This is a genomic window from Fictibacillus sp. 7GRE50 (assembly GCF_015903875.1).
GTDB classification, from domain to species: Bacteria; Bacillota; Bacilli; order Bacillales; family Fictibacillaceae; genus Fictibacillus; species Fictibacillus phosphorivorans.
The window spans coordinates 24568-45397 of the sequence record NZ_JACZDW010000001.1; the positions used below are offsets into that span (position 1 = coordinate 24568).

At 40.6% G+C, this 20830-nt stretch carries 23 protein-coding genes and 1 other annotated feature; of the genes, 2 read left to right on the forward strand and 21 right to left on the reverse strand.

The window, feature by feature from the left end:
• Nucleotides 1-8 precede the first annotated feature (8 nt).
• From queA to nadB, 10 genes are all read right to left on the reverse strand, one after another.
• Nucleotides 9-1037, reverse strand: coding sequence for a tRNA preQ1(34) S-adenosylmethionine ribosyltransferase-isomerase QueA (gene queA, locus IHV12_RS00115; RefSeq protein ID WP_197189515.1), 1029 nt, complete (start codon nucleotides 1035-1037; stop codon nucleotides 9-11).
• Nucleotides 1038-1168: 131 nt separating this feature from the next.
• Nucleotides 1169-1360: a DUF2905 domain-containing protein gene (locus IHV12_RS00120; RefSeq protein ID WP_197189516.1), complete on the reverse strand. Its 192-nt coding sequence runs from the start codon at nucleotides 1358-1360 to the stop codon at nucleotides 1169-1171.
• Nucleotides 1357-2358, reverse strand: a complete 1002-nt coding sequence (ruvB, locus tag IHV12_RS00125) for a Holliday junction branch migration DNA helicase RuvB (protein ID WP_197189517.1) — start codon at nucleotides 2356-2358, stop codon at nucleotides 1357-1359. The genes IHV12_RS00120 and ruvB overlap by 4 nt, the downstream gene beginning before the upstream one ends.
• A 14-nt stretch (nucleotides 2359-2372) precedes the next feature.
• Nucleotides 2373-2966, reverse strand: coding sequence for a Holliday junction branch migration protein RuvA (ruvA, locus tag IHV12_RS00130; protein ID WP_197189518.1), 594 nt, complete (start codon nucleotides 2964-2966; stop codon nucleotides 2373-2375).
• A 285-nt stretch (nucleotides 2967-3251) separates the two neighbouring features.
• Nucleotides 3252-3839 carry a YhcN/YlaJ family sporulation lipoprotein gene (locus tag IHV12_RS00135; protein ID WP_197131271.1) on the reverse strand — a complete coding sequence of 196 codons (588 nt, stop codon included), beginning with the start codon at nucleotides 3837-3839 and terminating at the stop codon, nucleotides 3252-3254.
• 72 nt (nucleotides 3840-3911) lie between these two features.
• The gene (locus tag IHV12_RS00140) at nucleotides 3912-4838 is read right to left on the reverse strand and encodes a phosphotransferase (protein WP_231620648.1); all 927 of its coding nucleotides are present in this window, start codon (nucleotides 4836-4838) and stop codon (nucleotides 3912-3914) included.
• A 46-nt stretch (nucleotides 4839-4884) separates the two neighbouring features.
• Complete coding sequence (locus tag IHV12_RS00145) at nucleotides 4885-6531, reverse strand: LysM peptidoglycan-binding domain-containing protein (RefSeq protein WP_197189520.1); 1647 nt, start codon at nucleotides 6529-6531, stop codon at nucleotides 4885-4887.
• 136 nt (nucleotides 6532-6667) lie between these two features.
• Nucleotides 6668-7765 (reverse strand): quinolinate synthase NadA, encoded by a 1098-nt coding sequence (nadA, locus tag IHV12_RS00150; RefSeq protein WP_197131277.1) that lies wholly within the window; start codon nucleotides 7763-7765, stop codon nucleotides 6668-6670.
• Complete coding sequence (gene nadC, locus IHV12_RS00155) at nucleotides 7740-8600, reverse strand: carboxylating nicotinate-nucleotide diphosphorylase (protein WP_197190321.1); 861 nt, start codon at nucleotides 8598-8600, stop codon at nucleotides 7740-7742. The genes nadA and nadC overlap by 26 nt, the downstream gene beginning before the upstream one ends.
• A complete protein-coding gene (nadB, locus tag IHV12_RS00160) occupies nucleotides 8554-10134 on the reverse strand; it encodes an L-aspartate oxidase (protein WP_197131279.1) in 1581 nt (526 codons plus the stop codon). Before nadB ends, nadC begins: the two co-directional genes overlap by 47 nt.
• Before the next feature lie 97 nt (nucleotides 10135-10231).
• On the opposite strand from nadB, the gene IHV12_RS00165 reads away from it, so the two are divergent.
• Both IHV12_RS00165 and IHV12_RS00170 read left to right on the forward strand, forming a co-directional pair.
• Entirely contained in the window at nucleotides 10232-11383 is a 1152-nt protein-coding gene (locus IHV12_RS00165; protein WP_197189521.1) for an IscS subfamily cysteine desulfurase, read from the forward strand.
• Complete coding sequence (locus IHV12_RS00170; RefSeq protein ID WP_197189522.1) at nucleotides 11380-11907, forward strand: transcription repressor NadR; 528 nt, start codon at nucleotides 11380-11382, stop codon at nucleotides 11905-11907. The genes IHV12_RS00165 and IHV12_RS00170 overlap by 4 nt, the downstream gene beginning before the upstream one ends.
• Before the next feature lie 38 nt (nucleotides 11908-11945).
• On the opposite strand, the gene IHV12_RS00175 is transcribed toward IHV12_RS00170, so the two are convergent.
• The 11 genes from IHV12_RS00175 to minC form a co-directional block, all read right to left on the reverse strand.
• On the reverse strand, nucleotides 11946-12392 hold the full coding sequence (locus tag IHV12_RS00175; protein ID WP_137788756.1) for an ACT domain-containing protein: 447 nt from the start codon (nucleotides 12390-12392) through the stop codon (nucleotides 11946-11948).
• 115 nt (nucleotides 12393-12507) lie between these two features.
• Nucleotides 12508-13794 carry a GTPase ObgE gene (gene obgE / locus IHV12_RS00180; protein ID WP_197131287.1) on the reverse strand — a complete coding sequence of 429 codons (1287 nt, stop codon included), beginning with the start codon at nucleotides 13792-13794 and terminating at the stop codon, nucleotides 12508-12510.
• An 18-nt stretch (nucleotides 13795-13812) separates the two neighbouring features.
• Nucleotides 13813-14349, reverse strand: coding sequence for a Spo0B domain-containing protein (locus IHV12_RS00185; RefSeq protein ID WP_171005400.1), 537 nt, complete (start codon nucleotides 14347-14349; stop codon nucleotides 13813-13815).
• 128 nt (nucleotides 14350-14477) lie between these two features.
• The gene (gene rpmA, locus IHV12_RS00190; RefSeq protein WP_066239506.1) at nucleotides 14478-14768 is read right to left on the reverse strand and encodes a 50S ribosomal protein L27; all 291 of its coding nucleotides are present in this window, start codon (nucleotides 14766-14768) and stop codon (nucleotides 14478-14480) included.
• Nucleotides 14761-15114, reverse strand: a complete 354-nt coding sequence (locus IHV12_RS00195; RefSeq protein WP_137788753.1) for a ribosomal-processing cysteine protease Prp — start codon at nucleotides 15112-15114, stop codon at nucleotides 14761-14763. Before IHV12_RS00195 ends, rpmA begins: the two co-directional genes overlap by 8 nt.
• A gap of 5 nt (nucleotides 15115-15119) precedes the next feature.
• Nucleotides 15120-15428: a 50S ribosomal protein L21 gene (gene rplU, locus IHV12_RS00200; RefSeq protein ID WP_066396525.1), complete on the reverse strand. Its 309-nt coding sequence runs from the start codon at nucleotides 15426-15428 to the stop codon at nucleotides 15120-15122.
• A gap of 14 nt (nucleotides 15429-15442) precedes the next feature.
• Nucleotides 15443-15514 (reverse strand) — a sequence feature (ribosomal protein L21 leader region).
• Between the two features lie 46 nt (nucleotides 15515-15560).
• Complete coding sequence (locus tag IHV12_RS00205) at nucleotides 15561-17036, reverse strand: Rne/Rng family ribonuclease (protein WP_197189523.1); 1476 nt, start codon at nucleotides 17034-17036, stop codon at nucleotides 15561-15563.
• Between the two features lie 42 nt (nucleotides 17037-17078).
• On the reverse strand, nucleotides 17079-17930 hold the full coding sequence (locus IHV12_RS00210; protein WP_197189524.1) for a site-2 protease family protein: 852 nt from the start codon (nucleotides 17928-17930) through the stop codon (nucleotides 17079-17081).
• On the reverse strand, nucleotides 17923-18651 hold the full coding sequence (locus IHV12_RS00215; RefSeq protein WP_197131305.1) for a M23 family metallopeptidase: 729 nt from the start codon (nucleotides 18649-18651) through the stop codon (nucleotides 17923-17925). The genes IHV12_RS00210 and IHV12_RS00215 overlap by 8 nt, the downstream gene beginning before the upstream one ends.
• 691 nt (nucleotides 18652-19342) lie before the next feature.
• Entirely contained in the window at nucleotides 19343-20137 is a 795-nt protein-coding gene (gene minD, locus IHV12_RS00220; RefSeq protein ID WP_197131308.1) for a septum site-determining protein MinD, read from the reverse strand.
• A gap of 15 nt (nucleotides 20138-20152) precedes the next feature.
• A complete protein-coding gene (minC, locus tag IHV12_RS00225) occupies nucleotides 20153-20830 on the reverse strand; it encodes a septum site-determining protein MinC (protein ID WP_197131311.1) in 678 nt (225 codons plus the stop codon).

The window sequence follows — 20830 nt, forward strand, 5'->3', positions numbered from 1 at the left end:
TATCCCCCTTAAAGTATAAGCATCGCGTCACCGAAACTGAAAAAGCGATACTTTTCTTCGACGGCTTCATGATATGCTCTTAAAACGAAATCTTTTGAGGCTAATGCGCTCACCAACATGATTAATGTTGATTTTGGAAGATGGAAATTGGTGATCAATCCATCGATCGCTTTAAACGTATAACCAGGATAGATAAAGATATCTGTCCAACCTGAATCTTCTTTAAACTTGCCGTCGAATTTGTTAGCTACCGTTTCAAGTGTTCGTGTACTCGTCGTTCCAACGGTAATAATTCTTCCACCGGCCTCTTTAACCCCATTTAAAAGTTCAGCTGTTCCTTTTGTTACTTGATAAAATTCTGCATGCATGTCATGTTCTAGAACATTTTCTACACTAACAGGGCGAAACGTACCTAAACCGACGTGAAGAGTAATAAACGTAACATGTACACCCATAGATTTGATCTCTTCGATTAATTCTGTCGTAAAATGCAATCCCGCCGTTGGAGCCGCTGCAGAGCCTTGATGTACAGCGTAGACAGTTTGGTAACGGTCCTTCTCCTCTAACTGTTCCTTAATATAGGGCGGAAGTGGCATCTGACCTAGATCATCTAGAAGTTCGTAAAAAATGCCATCATAAATAAACTTCAGCTGTCTGCCACCATGGTCACTCTCACCCGTACAAACTGCTTTTAATCGGCCATCTCCAAATGAAATTTCCGTTCCAAGTTTTATTCTTTTTGCTGGCTTAACTAGTGTTTCCCAAGTATCGTTGCCTTCTTCTTTTAATAGAAGCACTTCAACTTTTCCGCCTGTTTCCGACTTTTGCCCAAAAAGCCTTGCCGGAAGAACACGCGTGTCATTTAAAACAAGACAGTCTCCTGCTTTCAAATAATTTTTTAAGTCATAAAAATGCTTATGTTCAAGTGTTTCTTGTGATCTATCTAAGACCATCAGTCGTGAGGAAGTGCGGTTCTCAAGCGGCGTTTGCGCAATTAGTTCCTCAGGCAGATGGAAATCAAAATCATTTACGTTCATGTCATGTATTCCTGCTTTCTATTTAGCACTTTTCTAAGTAACCTTTGCTCCATTCTTCATGACAAGTTGATTGGATAGCGAGCAACCGGGAGTGGAAATCAACCACTTCAAGAACAGAGTTGCATAACTTTCTATTTAAATCGACCTATGACCATGAAGATCAAGGAAAGTACAATACTAACGATAATGGACGTCACGATTGGAAAATAGACAGTTGTGTTTCCTTTTTTCCATACCATATCTCCAGGAAGTTTACCTATATACGTCCCTACTAATCCTATAATAATGAGAACGATTCCTGCAACGATTAACAGTTTGTTCAATCTGTGGAAGCCTCCAGTCCAAAATAATGGTAGGCCTGTTCTGTTACCATTCGTCCGCGTGGAGTACGTTGTAAAAAGCCAATCTGAAGAAGATATGGCTCATATACATCTTCAATCGTCATGGATTCTTCACCTATTGTAGCCGAAATGGTTTCTAGACCTACAGGACCGCCTTTATACGTGTGAATGATCCCTAGTAATAATTTATGGTCAATATGGTCTAAACCTAAACGGTCTACTTGCAGAAGCTCCAAGGCTTTTTGGCAGATCGGCAAAGAAATCGTATCCTTGCCTTCAACCTGCACAAAATCCCTCACTCGACGTAACAATCGGTTTGCGATCCTCGGTGTACCTCTTGATCTTCTCGCAATCTCTTCTGCTGATAGATCATCTACTCTTACCCCAAAGACATCACCTGTACGCCTTACGATCTCACCTAACTCATCCGGCTTATAATATTCTAGCCTTGCGAGCACGCCGAAACGATCTCGGAGAGGAGCCGATAAAGAACCCGCTCTTGTAGTCGCACCAATCAATGTGAAAGGAGGCAAGTCTAGTCTCACAGACCTTGCAACCTCTCCTTTCCCGATTACGATATCTAAGCAAAAGTCCTCCATTGCCGAATATAAAATCTCTTCTATGGCACGGGACAATCGATGAATTTCATCGATAAATAATACATCACCTGGTTCTAACGAAGTTAGGATTGCTGCCAAGTCCCCAGGCCGTTCAATAGCTGGTCCGCTTGTTGTCCTCAAGTTAACTTCCATCTCGTTTGCAATGATCGCTCCCAACGTTGTCTTCCCTAAACCAGGAGGTCCGTACAACAGGACATGATCAAGAGGTTCGTTGCGAAGTTTTGCAGCTTTAATAAATATCCGCAAATTGTCCTTTACGGAGGTTTGTCCAATATACTCGTCTAATAGTTCAGGGCGCAGGCTTAACTCGATATTTGCTTCATCTTGACGTTCCTCTGAAGAAACAATTCTCTCTTCCATACATCCTCACGTCCTTATGAATTCATTAACTTCTTTAATGCCGCTTTAACATATTCGTTTGCTGACATCTTTTCTTTTTTCAGATCCGGAAGAATTTTTTGGATTTCTTTTCTGCCATATCCTAAGACTGCAAGAGCCTCAAGTGCTTCGTCAAGTTCATCACTCTCTGGTTCCATATCTGCGAATAGTCCATCCGTGAACTCTACATCTGCAAAGATTGAGATCTTACCTTTCAGATCCAAGATCATCTGACGTGCGGTCTTCTTTCCTACACCAGGAAATTTCGTAAGGAACTTTTCATCTTCCTGTTCGATCGCATTGACGACTTGCTCAGGTTGACCGAAGGCAACGATCGCTAACGCTCCCTTTGGACCGATTCCAGACACGTTCAATAGTTTTAAGAACAAGTCGCGTTCTTTTCTATTTTTAAAACCATAAAGTGCCAGTATATCCTCACGAACATATTGATACGTATATACCGTTTTTTGATCGTTCAATCTATAAATAAAAGGATTTGGACATAAAATCTTATATCCGATTCCATTATTGTTGATAACAATATATTCTGCCGTTATGTAATCTATATTTCCAGAAATGCTTTCAATCAAATTCTTCTCTCCCTAACGCTAAACACGAGCGTATGTTTCTATTGCTTATTGTATCATAGGCTCCCCCTTAATTCCTTATAAAAAGTGAATTTGATTTCTTTAAAAGCATCATATGACATACCTTATTTAAAAGCTGTTTACGAAATTCGATGTTGCCTTTTAAATTTCCAAAGCTACCCGCTTTCTACGGTGGACCACTATACATACGCTCCACTTAAGTAATTAAATTCACAGTAAAAAAAGAACTGTTCAAAAGTTGATTCAACTTCTGACAGTTCTTTCATACTAGCGGTTGTTTTCGAAAGGACGTTTTATCGCATTTCCAAGGTCACTGCCGGCATTTACGATATCGTTGCTGATTCCGCGAACATCTGATTCAACTTCCGTGTAAGCACGGCCATCTCGCAGATCGTTATCAACGTTCTCAATGCGGTTAACCATATTTTGATCAGCTACAATTTTCACATCACGATTTGGTGCCAATTTAGAAGTGATCTCTCTAACTTTGTTAGTTAGTTCGGCCTTCTTCTTTTTATCCGTGTCTATTCCTACAATGACGTTGTTATCCTCAAGAATAACGTGAGCATCGTCTACACCCCGGATGTCGTTGACATTTTTCGCAATTCGTTCAGCAAGTTTACCATCATAATCTTCATGGTAAGTGGCAGTATGATCATTTACATCTCGATCAGCCATATCAGAAATGAATCCCTTACCACGGTCAAGATCACCACGATTATCTCCCTCATTGGAGTAGTATCCAATCGGTCGAACGTCGTTGTCATTCTTATCCTGAGATTCATTTACACCATTACAGCCTACAAGACCTACAGCTAGGATTGTTACAGTAAGTGATTTCCCTAAAAAGTTCAATGGAAAAACCTCCTTTCACCATTAGCTTGGCAGAAGAAGGCTCTAAATAATCTGTTAAATGTAGGATGATCGTTAACTCATCCTCTTCATTATTTTTTCAACAAATTTTTTCCTGTGGGAAAAATCACGCAATGTAAATCTTGTAACGGCATCAATCATTTCCTTGTCCCCCGTTTTAAGGGCCCTATTCCATTCTCGATAGAGATCCGTGGGAAATACCAGACTTATCACAAACCATCTTTTGGTAAACCATTTTAAGAAATCTTCATTCCCTACCTCTTCCATCTTTTCATACGACCAATGCCAAAACGGTAAGATACGATTGGCGTACTGTAACCAGTCAAATGCTTGAGGAACTGCTGCAAAAAGATCAAAATCAATCAGATACGTATCTTTTTCTTTATGTTTCACAAAATTATGCGGAGCAACATCCCCATGTGTGATCTCTTTTTTCTTGTACGCTTTTTTCTCTAGCTTTTCAACAGCTTCATGATCAAAGTGGTTTAAACTCCATTCTCCCCACATGATTATTTCTGAAATTAAAGGACGCATCTGATGATTCCAATTTGCTGATCTTGCATGAAATTTAAAAGCATCAAGTCTGTCACTCCACTTTTTAAATAATGAGTACGAAGTCAGCTGTTCATATAAGGGATCTGGTATATGCTTTGAAAAAGAATGAAAACGACTGATTGCATCTATCCCCGCTTTAACGTCGTCTTTTTTACCAAAATGAAGACCTTCTCCTTTATAGAATGGCATGATCGCCCAAATATATTTCCCGAATTGAACTGTTTTTTTCTGATTTGGAAATACCGTATAAGTACCCATAATTCTTGGCTTTTGTCCATGATACAGTTTTGAAAGCTTTAATTGCTTGTTACAGGTTTCTGATCTGTTAAAACCTTTTAAAACATATTTACCTTGTTTAGTCTTAATCCAGATAACGTTCTCTCGAAAAAAGCCAAAGTCGATCACTTCAAGCCCCAGTTCATTCATCTTTTTCAAAAAAAGACGATCCCCTTGGAAATCGTCCCTTACGTCCCTATTCATCTTCTTCCGTTTCTTCCGTAACATTCTCATCTATTTCACGAGATTGTGCTTGTGAATATGGGTTTGGCATACCTTGTTGCATCTGTTGAGGCATTCCTGGCATTCCTCCACCCTGTGGCATCATGCCCATCTGACCCATCTGTGGCATTCCTCCACCCTGTGGCATCATGCCCATCTGACCCATCTGTGGCATTCCTCCACCTTGTGGCATCATACCCATCTGACCCATCTGCGGCATTCCTCCGCCTTGTGGCATCATACCCATCTGACCCATCTGTGGCATTCCACCGCCTTGTGGCATCATACCCATCTGACCCATTCCCGGCATTCCGCCGCCTTGTGGCATCATACCCATCTGACCCATCTGTGGCATTCCGCCGCCTTGTGGCATCATACCCATCTGACCCATCTGTGGCATTCCACCGCCTTGTGGCATCATACCCATCTGACCCATCTGTGGCATTCCTCCACCTTGTGGCATCATACCCATCTGGGTCATTCCCGGCATTCCGCCGCCTTGTGGCATCATACCCATTCCCATTTGACCCATCTGCGGCATTCCGCTAAATCCTTGCGGCATACCCATAGGCATCATGCTCATTGAACCTGGCTGTTGCATACCCATTTGCATATCCTGCATACCTTGTTGTTGCCCACCAGGTGTGTATTCTCCTGAAGGCATCTGGTCCATATCAGAATCAGGATATTCACCAAAAGGCATAGATCCTCCTTGCTGCATGCCACCTCCACCTTGTTGCCCACTTTGTGGATATCCGCCACCATAGAGTTGAGGCATTCCGCTGAACCCTTGTGGAGGCATCATTCCATATCCCTGTGGCATTTGAGAATAGGTTTGTGGTTTTGGAAACATTGGCGGCATAGAACCATACATGTTCTGCATCATTCCAGATGATTCTTCCATCAAAAATGGATGTTTATTTGGCGCATAGCCATCTTTTCCTGCATAGATCCCATGCTTGCTCGCCACGTTCGGCTGGTTTGCCATGTTTGGTTGATTCGCCATATTTGGCATGTTCGCTATGTTTGGTTGATTTGCCATATTTGGCATGTTCGCTATGTTTGGTTGTTGATTTGGGTACCCCATTGGCACATAATGTCCAAGATTTGACGACTCCACCATCCCTGCAAAGTCCTTGTCATGAATAGGGGCCATGGGCTGCTTCATCGGTGCTTTCATCGGTTGATCTTTTAACATAGGTACATCTTTTTTCATTGGCATATCTTTTTTCATTGGAACATCTTTTTTCATTGGTGCGTCTTTCTTCATTGGTGCATCTTTCTTTTCCATCTTGGTTGGTGCAGGTTTTAATGGCGCCGGCTTCATTGGAGCTGGTTTCTTTTCTTGTTTTATTGGAGCTGGTTTCTTTGGAGCAGGCTTAACCGGTGCCGGCTTCGGAGCCTCTTGTACAGGTGCAACCGGTTTTTCTTTAACCGGTACAATAGGCTGTTCTTTCTTCATACCAGGCATCTTGATCGGGATTTTAATCTTTTCCCCCCGTTCAATTACATCTGTTTTGGAGAAACCCGGATTTGCTTTTCTTAATTCATTCACTGGTACATCGTATTTTTCAGCAATTTTGTCGAGTGTGTCCCCTTTTTGCACAATGTGTATTCTCACGCTGCAAAACTCCCTCCTGCCAAATTTCCTTACAGTATATGAACATTTGGGCATATTGCTACATCGTATTAGAAGTGACATTATTCCTTTATCAATTTATGCCTCATAAAAGAAGGTTATGACAGGGGGAGAAACACTACATCATTCGGTTCAATGCTGTGATTGCATATTTTTTTGTTTCTTCATCTACCTTAATTACGTTTTCAAGGTTTCCATCAATAATATTTTCTAGCGACCACAGCAGATGTGGCAGATCAATTCGGTTCATCGTAAGGCAAGGGCATAGATGAGGGTTTAATGAGACGATTTTCTTGTCACTGAACTGTTGAGCTAACCGGTTTACAAGATTCATTTCAGTTCCTACAGCCCAGCTTGTTCCTGGTTCTGCATGTTTGATCGTCTCAATAATAAAATGTGTAGATCCGTTCAAATCACTAGCTCTTACAACTTCATGCGTACATTCTGGATGAACAATAATTTGGAACTCCGAATGGTTCTCTCTGAAGTCGGCAATCTGTTCTACTGTAAACTTTTCATGGACTGAACAATGCCCCTTCCAAAGAATCACTTTGATTTGGTCGATGTTCGTTCCATCATAGATTAATTTGTTTGAAATCGGATCCCAGATCGCCATATCTTCAAGTGGTATCCCTAGATCAAAAGCGGTGTTTCTCCCAAGATGCTGATCAGGGAGAAAAAGTAATCTCTCTTTTTGATCAAAAGCCCAGCTTACCATCTCTTTAGCATTTGAAGAAGTAACTGTAGCACCACCATTTTTTCCACAAAATGCTTTTATCTCCGCTGTTGAGTTCACATAAGTCAATGGCAGAATCGTATCACCAAAGAGCTTTTGAAGTTCGATCCAAGCTCTTTCTGTTTGATGAATATTCGCCATATCCGCCATAGAACAACCAGCTTTCAAATCTGGAAGAATTACAGTTTGGTTGTCAGTGCTCAACATGTCAGCTGTTTCGGCCATAAAATGAACACCACAGAATACGATAAAATCAGCATCTTTGTTCTCTGCTGAAATTTTGGCAAGCTGAAGAGAATCACCTGTAACATCTGCGAATTGAACGATTTCATCTTTTTGATAATGATGGGCTGGGAGGAATAAACGCGTACCTAAACTGCTTTTAATCTCGTGAACCCTAGCTTCCATCTCTTCAACTGACATAGAGCTATATCGATCTGGTAATGTATTTGTTTTAGAAAAAGTTTTTAGTAAACTCATGTTTTACAACTCCTTTAACATTCATGCTAATATCCAGCGCTTTATAAGAGTGAGTTAAGTAACCGAGAGAAATATAATCAACACCTGCTCGACTATATTCCTTGATCTCATCGGGAGCAATTCCACCAGAAGCTTCGGTTATAATACTCGAAGGTACATGCGTAAGTCTTTGTTTGATCTCTTCAGGACTGCAGTTATCAAACATGATTATGTCTGCTCCAGCTAAGACCGCTTCGATCACTTGTTCTTCCGTCTCTGTTTCAACTTCTATCTTCACGGTGTGTCCACACTTTTTACGCGCCGTTTCAACCGCTTCCTTAATAGAAGGAAATCCTGCTAAATGGTTATCCTTTAACATTACCGTATCGTACAGCCCGAACCTGTGGTTGTATCCTCCTCCACATCGAACTGCATACTTCTCAAACATCCTAAGACCCGGTGTCGTTTTTCGTGTATCACAAATACGAGTTCCACCTTCACAATAAGAAACTGCTTTAGCTGTTATCGTCGCTATACCTGAGAGCCGCTGCAAAAGATTCAGGATTACTCTTTCACCAGATAAAACACTTTGTCTTCTACCTGTTATCTCAGCTAACACTGCTCCTGCCTCAAACTGTTCTCCTTCGTTTACGAAAATGCTCGTTTGCACGGTTCTATCTATCAACTCATACCCTATAGACAAGATTTGTCCACCTGCAAATACACCATTTTCTTTGGCTATAATGGTGGCGGTCACTTCTGTATGATCTTCAAAGAGAGACACTGACAAGTCTCCAGATCCAATATCTTCAATTAAAAATTCCTGCAGCTGTTTTTTCAGCAATAATGGATTCATCATGCCACAAACTCCTTATAATTTTTTTTGAGTCCCACTCTTTTTTCTGGGATGGAAAATCTTTTCGATAATGGCTGCCTCTGCTTTCTTCACGCTTAAGACAACTTGTTACCGTCAACCATGCGATTGTTTGCATATTGAACCTCTTGATAACAGGTAGTGGTTCTTTGATCAGATCAGGTCTCCATGAAGGTAGGTTTAGGGTTTTTGCGGCACTCATCAATTCTTTTTTACTCCTGACGATTCCCGCGTATTTATCCATAAGAAGATGAATCTCGCTTTCTTGCAAGAGACCGTCAATCTGTATTGATTTATGTTCAAGATTTTTCTTTCTCTTAAAAGTCGCAGGCTTCATATCCGTTATCTCTGATGAAAGAATACTGTTTGCCACCTTTTTTGCAAATACAGCTCCTTCAAGGAGAGAATTACTCGCTAATCGATTTGCACCATGTACACCTGTATTCGCACACTCTCCAACCGCATAAAGCCCTCTCAACGAGGTCTTACCGCTTTGATCTGTAACGATTCCACCCATCGTAAAATGAGCACCAGGAGATACTGGAATCAGCCCTTTATCTAAATCGATACCAGCATTCTCGCAAAGCATTGTTACTCCAGGAAATTTACTTCTAAAATCTTTAATCGAAGATATATCTAAGAACACCTTCTCGCCGTGTTCATGAATCTCTTGAAACAGTCTCCTCGATACGATATCTCTTGGTGCAAGGTCTTTTAACGGATGCACATCCTTCATAAAAGGAACTCCACTTGAATTGATCAATATTCCACCTTGTCCTCGCACCGCTTCAGTAATCAATCCTGCTGGCACTCTATCTGATAGTAGGGTTGGGTGGAATTGAACAAACTCTAAGTCCGAGAGTTCAACACCTGCCCGGTACGCCATGCATAGAACGCTCCCATCCGATCCGAATGCATTAGAAGTCGTTCCATATATCCCTGCATATCCACCACCTGCCAATATGGTATTTTTCGCTTGAAAGATAGTGGTTTGATTTTCATCATCTTTACAAGATACACCGATACATTTATGATCTTGAATAATTAAGTCCACTGCATATTGGTGAGTGACGATCTTAACGTTTTTACTTACTCTTCGTATTAAGGCTTCAATCACTTTCTTACCTGTCTGATCTCCTCCAGCATGAACGATGCGATTCCGATTATGTCCGCCTTCTTTACCTAAGATAAAAGAACCGTTCTCGTGTCTGTCAAAGTTCACTCCCCACTCTGTAAGAGTACGAACGACACTTTCGCCTTCTTTCACAAGTTGTTTGACCGCCTCTTGATCATTATGATGGCGCCCAGCCTTTAGCGTATCTAAAAAGTGCTCTGCCCAAGAGTCCTCTTCATCTATTGCTGCAGAAATTCCACCTTGAGCTAAAAACGAATTTGATTTTTCTGCAGAAAACTTTGTGATAACTATCACATTCTTATGCGAACTTAAATATTCAGCAGCCATCAAACCAGCGATTCCTCCGCCGATAATTAGAACATCTGCCTCTTTATGTTTCATATACACAAAACACCTCAACTTTACACGTGTCTTGACACCTATATTTACATAGATTTAAACTAGATACAACTATTTTATTAAAACTGAGGTGGAAACCTTGATATATCTTGATTATGCAGCAACTACACCCCTGTCAGAATCGGCAGTGAATGCTTTTGTTCAAACTTCAAAAATGTATTTTCAAAACACAGAAAGTCTTCACGAGGGAGGCCAAGCAGCTCGTGATCTATTAGAACATGCTCGGTGTTCTTTAGCTGAGTTGTTAAATAAAGAAAGTGAAGGGATCTATTTTACAGGCGGGGGTTCTGATGGCAATTTTCTAGCTATTACTTCATTAGCGAATGGAGCAAACTATAAAGGAAAACACATTATCTCTTCAAATGTAGAACACCCCTCTATTGATTATGTGCTTAGATTTTTAGAGGAAAGTGGTTATGAGATAACAAGAATACCCATACAAAAAAATGGGAAGATCTCGATCCATACACTGCTGTCCTCAATTCGTCCAGATACTATTCTCGTCACCATTCAGCATGTGAACAGTGAAACGGGAATCGTTCAGGATATCAAAGAAATCGGTGAACATTTAAAAAATCGAGGTGTTTTGTTTCACAGTGATTGTGTTCAATCCTTCGGAAAATGGGAAAAAGATTATTTTCATTCTTTGAACATAGATGCTTTTACAATGTCTGCTCACAAGATAAACGGACCAAAGGGAACGGGTGCTGTATATGTATCACCATCTATTCATATAGCTCCTCTTCTTTCAGAAGTCACACATGAACGTGGATTCCGTGCTGGTACTGTTGATCTCCCATCAATCGTCGCATTCGTAACAGCAGCAGAAGAGGCATTCCATTTACAGCAAGATCGCTATCTGCATGCCATTGACATGCGAAAACAACTAAAATCGTCTATACTTACAGATAGGAATATAATCTTTGAAGACAATGACGACAGCTCTCCATTTATCATTCCAATCCGCGCAAAAGGAATGGAAGGTCAAATCGTGATGCAAGAGCTGGATCGATTAAAAATCGCTGTTTCAACAGGATCAGCATGCAAGAACGGACAACAAGCACCTTCTAAAACTTTACTGGCCATTGGAAGAACAGAAAGTGAAGCTCATGAATTGGTTAGAATCTCGACCAGTCATCAAACGACTTCTGCAGAAATTGCTTTACTTGGAAAAGCACTTATCGAAATTACAAATACATTTAGATCTGTTAGTGAGGTAATAACAAGATGAGCAACGATAAATTAAAAGGTGAAGACAGACGTTCGCAGCTCATAGCCTGGCTGATGAAAGCTGATAAGCCGCTTAGTGGTTCGATTCTCGCCACTAAAACGAATGTTAGCAGACAGGTTATCGTACAAGACATGTCACTTTTAAAAGCAAGCGGTGAGCCGATCATGGCAACAGCTCAAGGCTATATTTACTTAAAGGACGACTCAAAAAAACAATTCTCTCGTGTGATTGCAGCAAATCATTCTCCAGAAGAAACAACGAGTGAACTAATAACGATTGTGGATTATGGCGTTACAGTTGAAGATGTTACCGTTGAACACCCTGTTTATGGTGATATTAAGGCTTCACTTAAACTCTCCACGCGAAAAGATGTTGAAGATCTGATCCAACGGCTTAAAGATACGAATGCTAGCCTTCTAAGTGAATTAACAGAAGGTATTCACATGCACACTCTCTCATCAGACTCAGAGGAGAAGCTCGATAAAGTTTGCGGTGCTTTAAAGGAAAAAGGATTCTTATTATAAGCCAAAAAAATCCCTAGCTGTAACAGCCAGGGATTTCTTTATGCGCCGGTTCCTACTACTTCCACTCGTTCTACCGTTTCCATACGGTTCAATGTGCTTAACAAGTCCTTCATATCTCCTTGAAGCATGTTCGTTTCAATCGTCAATGTAATATGTGCACGTCCTTGTAAGGGAATCGTCTGATTAATCGTTAATACGTTGCATCCTTGGGAAGCAACAACTGTTAACAGACTCGACAGGGCACCGGATCTGTCTTCAAGGTGAATGGATAGTGTTATAATTTTCTCTTTAACCATCGTATGAAACGGAAAGATCCCATCACGGTATTTATAAAATGCACTTCTGCTCAATCCAACTTTTTCTGCAGCTTCTGCGACTGTTTTAACTTTTCCTCGATCTAAGAGAGACTTTGCTTCCAATGCTTTTTGCATAGATTCGGACAACACATCTTCTCTTACCATGTAGTATTGCTGATCATTTTTCATTTAGCTTCCTCCGGTGACTTTCTTACCTTTATTATAATAGGATTTACCTTTCGTGTCTATCTCACACGGACATTTGTATAAAATAAAGACAGCCTACAGAATAGGCTGCCTTCTTTTAATCGATAAATTCGAACTCATATTTTAGGATTCGAACAACATCACCATGCTCTGCTCCACGATCACGCAATGCTTGGTCTACACCAAGAGTACGCATTTGTCTTGCAAAACGCTTTGTTGCTTCTTCTCGAGAAAAGTCTGTCATCTTGAACAACTTTTCAATCTTCGGACCATTGATAACAAAAACACCTGCAGGGTCACGAGTAATATAGAAGCCAGCATCTTCTTTTTCGTGCTTATATAGAACCCTTTGTTGTTCTCCACCATCATCATGAATAAGAGGGAACTCAGGTGTTACTTCAAGAGTATCTGCTGTTGTGAAAAGCACTTCTCTAATACCTTGACGAGAAATCGCAGAAATTGGGAATACTTTTACGTCTTCTCCCACTTTTTCTTTGAACGTTTCAAGGTTTTCTTCAGCACCTGGAATGTCCATTTTGTTAGCTAGTACAATTTGAGGACGTTCCATTAAACGCATGTTGTACTGATTAAGCTCATCGTTTATTTTCACGAAATCATCATAAGGATCTCGGCCTTCCATTCCAGACATGTCGATAACATGTAGGATAACACGTGTTCGTTCGATATGTCTTAAGAATTGATGACCGAGTCCAATTCCTTCGTGAGCACCTTCGATCAAACCTGGAAGGTCAGCCATTACAAAGCTTCTTCCATCCTCTACCGCAACAACTCCTAAGTTAGGAGTGATTGTTGTAAAATGGTACTCAGCAATTTTTGGCTTAGCTGCTGAAACGATCGATAAGAAGGTTGATTTCCCTACACTCGGAAATCCTACTAATCCTACGTCAGCTAAGACTTTCAATTCTAATGTTACTTCTCGTTCTTCACCTGGTTCTCCGTTCTCAGCAATTTCTGGAGCCGGGTTTGCAGGAGTAGCAAAACGAGTGTTTCCACGGCCGCCTCGACCGCCTTTAGCGATGATCGCTTGCTGCTGATGATGTACGAGGTCAGCAATTGTCTCTCCTGTATTAGCATCTGTCACGACAGTACCTGGAGGAACTTTAACAATCATATCGTTCGCTTTTTTTCCATGCATGCCCTTAGACATACCATGTTCACCTCGAGGGGCTTTAAAATGACGATTGTAACGGAAGTCCATAAGCGTTCGTAAACCTTCTTCAACTTCAAAGATCACGTTTGCTCCTTTTCCTCCGTCACCACCAGCAGGACCACCGTCTGGAACGTATTTTTCACGGCGAAATGCAACCATTCCGTTTCCGCCGTCACCTGCTTTTAAATAAATCTTGACCTGATCGACAAACATTTCATTCTCCTCCTTCCATTAGGAAGTTAACTGAATATCAAAATAACACTTATTTTCCTGATTATAGCTTTCGATGAGTAACATGCTTTTATGTGTTGAAAAAATATTTCTCAATACTTCATACGTATCCTTCTCATCTGTTAGCATCCCTTGAAAGGTATAACAAACTCGAAGAGCTGCAGGATCAAATGTAACAGTAAGTGAGTATTCATCATAACCCGAAATGGAATTATTCAACACATCACATACTTCTTTCGTCGTATGTAACAATTCCTCTTCAAATAAGCTGAAATCCCCGCTTTCACCATTTACTTTTCCATACAATTTCACCGGATGCTTCAACCAGTTATATGTTAATAAGTACTCCGATAAATTCGGGGTTTTCAGGTTAGAGATTCTTGATTCTTCCCGTGATAGTTCAATAACTTCATTCATAATCTCTTTTGCCCGCTCTGTGCGGCCAAGTGATAGGTTTGCTTTAATAAGCTGTAGCTGGTTTAGCCAGTCATGCCTGGCGTGGCGCAAAAGATCGACAGTTGTCCATTTGTTTGACATCATCGCACTCCTAGCCTTTCCTTTTAATAGGGCTATACCTTACACCAACAAATTTAGCGCAGTACTTAATACTCTCACAAAGCAAAGAAAAAACTCTAACCAATCTGGTTAGAGTTTTCATCTCCCTCTTACGCTTCTTGCGCGATTGGGTAAACACTTACCTTTTTGCGGTCACGGCCATAACGTTCGAAACGTACAACTCCGTCTACCTTAGCAAATAGTGTGTCATCTCCGCCTTTACCTACGTTTGTACCAGGATAGATCTTAGTACCACGTTGACGGTAAAGAATTGAACCACCAGAAACGAATTGTCCATCAGCACGCTTAGCGCCTAGACGCTTAGACTGTGAGTCACGACCATTCTTTGTGCTACCTACCCCTTTTTTAGAGGCAAAGTATTGAAGGTTTAATTTAAGCATTCGTTGCACCTCCTTCATGTTCAGTCAATTTTATATACTCGCTGTATCCTTCTTCAATGGAAGCAAGGGATACAACCATGCCTTCCAAAAGCCACTGTGTTTTTTGATGTATAGAATCATTAAGATTACCCGGTACGGTTAACGTTAGAAAACCACCATCTTCATGAGTAGTTACTTCTGGCTCATATCCGCAAAGCTTTTCTATCGCATTGATCGTACCGAATGACACCGCTGTAGCTGCTGCACAAACCAAGTCTTGGCCATGTGGAGCATAATCAGCATGTCCTTCCATCGTAAACGAAAGTATGTCTTGATCGTTGTTCCTGTATATAGAAACTAGAATCATGAGAATTACCCGTTAATTTTTTCAATCACAACTTTTGTGTATGGTTGACGGTGTCCTTGCTTACGACGATAGTTCTTCTTCGCCTTAAACTTGTAGACAACCACTTTTTCGCCACGGCCATGTTTTTCAACTGTTGCCGTAACTGTAGCACCTTCAACTAAAGGAGCTCCTACTTTCAAGCTATCTCCACCTACCATCAATACATCCTCAAATGTTACTGACGCTCCAGCTTCAACATCTAGTTTTTCAACATAGATCGCTTGACCTTCTTCAACTCGAACTTGCTTACCACCAGTTTGAATAATTGCGTACATCAACGTGCACCTCCTCTTATACTCAGACTCGCCATCCCAGGTGTATAAAAATACTTAAAACCTGGTCTGTGCGGTTGGAGCGGGTGCTCCAAACACTAACGAAAAAAGGATACCATGTTTGGCACCCTTATGTCAATGTGAATCTTTTAACATCCTGTTTCTTATTTCATCTATTTTTCCTGATTGTCTGACTGCCATTTCTCTGTTTGACGAACCGATAGATACAAACACTTTAATATCATGCTGTTTCTCTAAATGTTTCAGCTTGTCAGGATTCTTTTTCAGCCATTCAGAAAAGTGTTGTGGCACTTCCATCCATAAAGCCTCGTCATCTTCGTATGTGTATTCTTTCATTATACGATCCATCTCATAATACAACGTTTCCTGGCGCAGGATATACCCATCCATCATATGGCGATCAAACCTTGTAGCAAGAGTCTCAAGTAATGATGGCCTTTCTTTTTTTCTAGTCATTTCAAACAAGCCCATTTTCGTAAAACCATGCAAAATCATGGTAGCAGAATCATTCTTTAATGCTTCTCGCATAACCTTGTTGATTTGTTCTTTGTCTTCGTTTGACTGCATCGTAATAAAGTCAATGACGATCATGCCGGCAATATTACGCAAACGAAGCTGTTTCATTATTTCTTGTGCAGCTATCTTATTTGTCTCAACAACAGTCTTAGACCGATCTTTTTTTCCAGTGAATTTACCCGTATTCACATCGATCGCTGTTAACGCTTCTGTCACATTAAAATAAAGCGAAGACCCATTCTTTAACCATACTAACGGAGAAAGTGCTTTTTCAATGTCTGTGTCAATTCCTAATTTGCGAAAAAGAGGCTCTTTTTCATTGTACAGTTTAACAGAAAATGGATTTTGAAAGGAAGCAGCATACTCTTTGACATGCTGATACGTTTCATAATCATCAACTATAATTTCTTCTACGTTATGATTTATCCATCTCTCTAAGAGTGGATAAAAAAATGGAGGTTGCACGATTAGATCAGGTGCTTTTTTACCATCTGAGCATTTTTGCACTTCGTTCAATTGTCTTCTAAGTCTTTCAAGCTCTTGATTCATTTCGCGCTCAGGAAAATCTTCGCAACCTGTCCGAATGATCAGACCTTCTTGATTATTTATAACAGAATCTCCCCAGTCTTGTAGCATTGCGCGTTGAGATTCTTTTATCTTTTTGGATATTCCAACGTGAGGAGTGAATGGAAAATAAACGAGCAGATGGCCTGTAAACGAAATAAGGGCTGTTAATTTGGCACCTTTATCTCCAGACTCTTCTTTAACGACTTGAACAAGTATCGATTCTCCTTCTTTAATAAGGCTTGAGATGGATACTTTCTTTTGTGCCTCACCAGAAAGTTGTTGATAAGCAGGCAAATCGTCTTTATGAAGAAAGCCGTTCTTGCTCGTTCCAATATCTACAAACACAGCTTGCATACCAGGCAAAACCTTTTGAACTTTTCCTTTATAGATATTTCCTGTTAACGGACTTTTAGTCGGTCTATGGACCGCACATTCTATAAGTTTTTCATTCTCCATTAACGCTGTACGTTTTTCCATTCCTACTGCATTGATTACTACGCGCTGCATCGTTCCATTCACATCTCCCTGTTTTTTGCTCTGTATCCTATTCTAACGAAAAACTTTTCCAATTGCACACTCGGGAGAATGATTATGAAAATAAGCTTCTAAGAGTTGCTTTTCATTGATCGTAATAGGATTGAAATTCTTAATAACAATAGAATGGGAAACACCTTTTACCAAGTGATGAGTGACTTTTGAAAGTGACCATGTTGGGGGTACGATAATTGTACGAGTACCTTTTATGCTTGATTGCTGCATTCTGTTCAGCAAGAACCGTATGAACACATAATGTCTGCTGCGCCATTCAAGAATATGAGCTAAGCCTAGGAAAAGACAGATTACCCAAAGGTTCAAATGCGATGGCTGTAAAGAGAGCTGCCATGCACTGCCTATGACCAACAAAGCACCGGATCCTATTAAAAACTTCTGCTGTGCTTCTTTGAATGGAATCCGTTTGGATACTAGAGCAAATAAAACTTTCCCACCATCGAGTGGCCATATCGGAAGAAGGTTAAATAAAAATAAGGTAAGGTTCAAAATAAAAAACCAATAAAAATCATTCGCAGAGATGAGGTTAGTCTGACTTAAGATATATGCGACTCCGGTAAGCCAAATGTGTTGTAACGGACCAAGAACAGCTACCCAAACCTCTTCGTGAATCGGACGTGTACCATGTTCTTCAACTACGGCTGCACCTCCAAAAGGGAGAAGATCTATTCTTGAAACTCTCCAATTAAAAAGACGGGCACCAGCAAAATGACCCATCTCATGAATTAGAACGACGAAAAACCAGACGATAATCTCCCTAAAATGCCCCGTATAGACCGCACCGAAAATGACGACCCAAAAGGCGGGATTAATCTTTATTTTTCGTATGAATTCTATTATTAATTTAATCAATATCAATCACCTTGCTAGGATCAATGAAACTCTTGTCTTTTTTTATCGCAAAATAAAATTTACCGGACTTCCCATCCTTACTTCCCGATACTTTACCTAATCGAGTACCGCTTTCTACATAATTATATAGCTTAATGGACTTATCAATTTCCTTTAGGTCTCCATACCACGATTCTTGTTCGTCCGAGTGTTGAATGATTACGGTATAACCCAAGTCATCCTTTTTTCCAGCATAAACAATGTAACCACTTTTCGACGTTTCTACATCTTCCTCTTTGCCCGTTTCAATAACGATTCCTTTGCCGTTTGTACTGAACGTCTCATACACCTTACCATCAGCAGGAACAGCAAATACTTCACTGACTTCTTCCGTTTTCTTTTCTTTCTGCAACTTATCTTTCGGAAATAAAGCTAATGGTTTTCCGAACTTATCTTCATACCAATCTTTTGCTGCAGCAAACTGAAACTCATCTTGATATACATGTTTGATAAAGTTTTGCGCCTGAACCGTATGATCATTATTATTCTTAAATGCGATTCCTACAATTAAAAATAAGATAATGGAAAACATAATCTGCATTAACATAGCATGACGGTTGAATAGAGGATGAGATTTCTCCGGTTCGTCCCTAGATGTGATAACCGAGCTACTTTCTTTTGAGCTGCCGTTCTTAGAAATATTACCGTACTTCTTTCGGATTTCATCTGCTCTATTTTTCATAACCGTTCCTCCATTTTTCTCATATATGTACATCCTATGACTTGTCCGTTGGAGATATGAGTAAATGGTTTGTTGATTTGTGCAGCTGAAAATAAAGATTTACATAAGCTCTGTTGTATTCGTAAGTGGTTGATTTCCGTTACAGGTGCTCGCTTTGCGCGGGGCGACCGGTGAGCCCCTTGCCTCTTTGCGCCATTAAGGGTCTCACCTGACCGCTCGTCCCGCAGGAGTCTCGCATCCTCCACTCCAATCAACTTGCAAATGTAGCAAAAAGAAAAAATCCAAAAGCTCCAAAGACAAATTGAATAGTGCAACACCTTACAAGCTTCTCACCGAGCAAACGACAATAAAGACTATACGGTAGGTTTACTAGTAAACAAAGGAAGCACAGTTGCTTTTGACTAAGCGTGAAATGATCAAATCTAAAAACAAGCATCATGAAAGTCAATAACCGACTTCAAGAACGCCTATGAAATAGCTTTGTAAAATACATCTTTGGTTTGTTGATTGGAGTGCAAGGTGCGAGACTCCTGGGGGATCAGCGGGACAGGTGAGACACCTAAGGACACAAAGTGTCGAGGTGGCTCACCGCACGCCCCCCGGAAAGCGAGCATCCTGGAACGGAAATTAACCACTTTCAAAACCTTCAGAGTAAAAAGCTCAAAAAAAAGCATCAGCGCGTAGCCGATGCTTATTTCATACCTAATAATGTTTTGATCTTTCCAAAGAAACCTTTTTCTTCTTCTAGTGACAGAAGCGGAACAGACTCACCTAAAATTCTTCTCGCAATATTCCGGTATGCGATAGAAGCTTTCGAGTCAGGCTGTAAAGCAACTGGTTCACCTTTATTTGCAGCTTTTATCACGTTCTCATCGTCGATCACGACTCCAAGAAGCTCGATAGAAAGCACGGAAACGATCTCATCAACATCTAACATATCACCGTTCTTAGCCAGATGATTACGAAGACGATTTACAATCAGTTTAGGCGGTTCCATATCCTCTTGTTCTAACAGCCCGATAATGCGATCAGCATCACGCATAGAAGCAGTTTCAGGATTGGTTACTACGATTGATTTATCCGCACCTGCAATGGCATTTTTAAAGCCTTGCTCAATACCTGCAGGACAATCAATAATGACATAATCGTAATCTTGCTTTAATTCCTGAACGATTGTTTTTACTTGTTCAGGGGTAATGGAAGATTTATCTTTTGTTTGAGCTGCTGGGAGCAGGTACAAACACTCAAAACGCTTATCTTTTATCAATGCTTGTTTAAGTTTGCAGCGTTCTTCTGCTACATCAACAAGATCATAGATGATGCGGTTCTCAAGTCCCATCAATACATCCAAGTTTCTCAACCCGATATCAGTATCTACAAGACATACTTTTTTTCCAGAAAGAGCTAGAGCAGTCCCTAAATTGGCAGAAGTCGTCGTTTTACCGACTCCACCTTTCCCAGACGTTATGACTATTGCTTCTCCCATGCTTCATTCCCCTTTCTATAGCAAACTGTTCAGTTTCGGTCTTAATCGATGAACAGCACTGATTCGATCAATACGAATCTGTTTTTCTTCATTGGATATGTAAGCAAACTCCATCTCATTTCCTAGTTCGGGATAAGAGTCTGGTGCTCTATTAATATGGTGAGCAATCCTAAGTTGAGAAGGCTTCATTACGGATGCTGCAATGATCGCTTCTTCGTTACCTTTCGTGCCGCAGTGAGCGATTCCTTTTAGCGAACCGAGAATATAAATATTCCCTGTCGCCATCACAGTTGCTCCAGGATTTACATCGCCGACCAGAAGCAAGTCTCCTTGTATATCAAGAACCTGACCTGATCTGACGACTTTAGATACGGTCACAACTTGAGCATCTTTTCTCATCTCTTCAGCTTCAGCTTTTGTGATAACATCTGACTCAATATGATCTAGGATAAGATTTTCTTTTTGTTTAAGAACTTCTATTAACTTCTCTTCTTGTTCAGCAGTCAAATAACGGTTCCCTGCTTTTACTTTAACGGAAATTACAGGTCCGCTTAACATTTGGCTGCTTCCGGCGGTTAATTTATCATTAAGCTCCTCGACTAATAGATCGAAGGAACACTTATCATCCAACAATAAAACGAGGCCGTCTTTTGTTCCTTTAATTGTTACGTTGTGCTGGAGTTTTTGTACCAT

Coding starts and splice junctions, on each gene's coding strand:
- queA (WP_197189515.1), bottom strand. CDS start 1,037: ATGAACGTAAATGATTTTGATTTCCATCTGCCTGAGGAACTAATTGCG.
- ruvB (WP_197189517.1), bottom strand. CDS start 2,358: ATGGAAGAGAGAATTGTTTCTTCAGAGGAACGTCAAGATGAAGCAAAT.
- IHV12_RS00140 (WP_231620648.1), bottom strand. CDS start 4,838: ATGAATGAACTGGGGCTTGAAGTGATCGACTTTGGCTTTTTTCGAGAG.
- nadA (WP_197131277.1), bottom strand. CDS start 7,765: ATGAGTTTACTAAAAACTTTTTCTAAAACAAATACATTACCAGATCGA.
- nadC (WP_197190321.1), bottom strand. CDS start 8,600: ATGAATCCATTATTGCTGAAAAAACAGCTGCAGGAATTTTTAATTGAA.
- nadB (WP_197131279.1), bottom strand. CDS start 10,134: ATGAAACATAAAGAGGCAGATGTTCTAATTATCGGCGGAGGAATCGCT.
- IHV12_RS00170 (WP_197189522.1), top strand. CDS start 11,380: ATGAGCAACGATAAATTAAAAGGTGAAGACAGACGTTCGCAGCTCATA.
- IHV12_RS00175 (WP_137788756.1), bottom strand. CDS start 12,392: ATGAAAAATGATCAGCAATACTACATGGTAAGAGAAGATGTGTTGTCC.
- obgE (WP_197131287.1), bottom strand. CDS start 13,794: ATGTTTGTCGATCAGGTCAAGATTTATTTAAAAGCAGGTGACGGCGGA.
- IHV12_RS00185 (WP_171005400.1), bottom strand. CDS start 14,349: ATGTCAAACAAATGGACAACTGTCGATCTTTTGCGCCACGCCAGGCAT.
- rpmA (WP_066239506.1), bottom strand. CDS start 14,768: ATGCTTAAATTAAACCTTCAATACTTTGCCTCTAAAAAAGGGGTAGGT.
- IHV12_RS00195 (WP_137788753.1), bottom strand. CDS start 15,114: ATGATTCTAGTTTCTATATACAGGAACAACGATCAAGACATACTTTCG.
- rplU (WP_066396525.1), bottom strand. CDS start 15,428: ATGTACGCAATTATTCAAACTGGTGGTAAGCAAGTTCGAGTTGAAGAA.
- IHV12_RS00205 (WP_197189523.1), bottom strand. CDS start 17,036: ATGCAGCGCGTAGTAATCAATGCAGTAGGAATGGAAAAACGTACAGCG.
- IHV12_RS00215 (WP_197131305.1), bottom strand. CDS start 18,651: ATGAAAAATAGAGCAGATGAAATCCGAAAGAAGTACGGTAATATTTCT.
- minD (WP_197131308.1), bottom strand. CDS start 20,137: ATGGGAGAAGCAATAGTCATAACGTCTGGGAAAGGTGGAGTCGGTAAA.
- minC (WP_197131311.1), bottom strand. CDS start 20,830: ATGGTACAAAAACTCCAGCACAACGTAACAATTAAAGGAACAAAAGAC.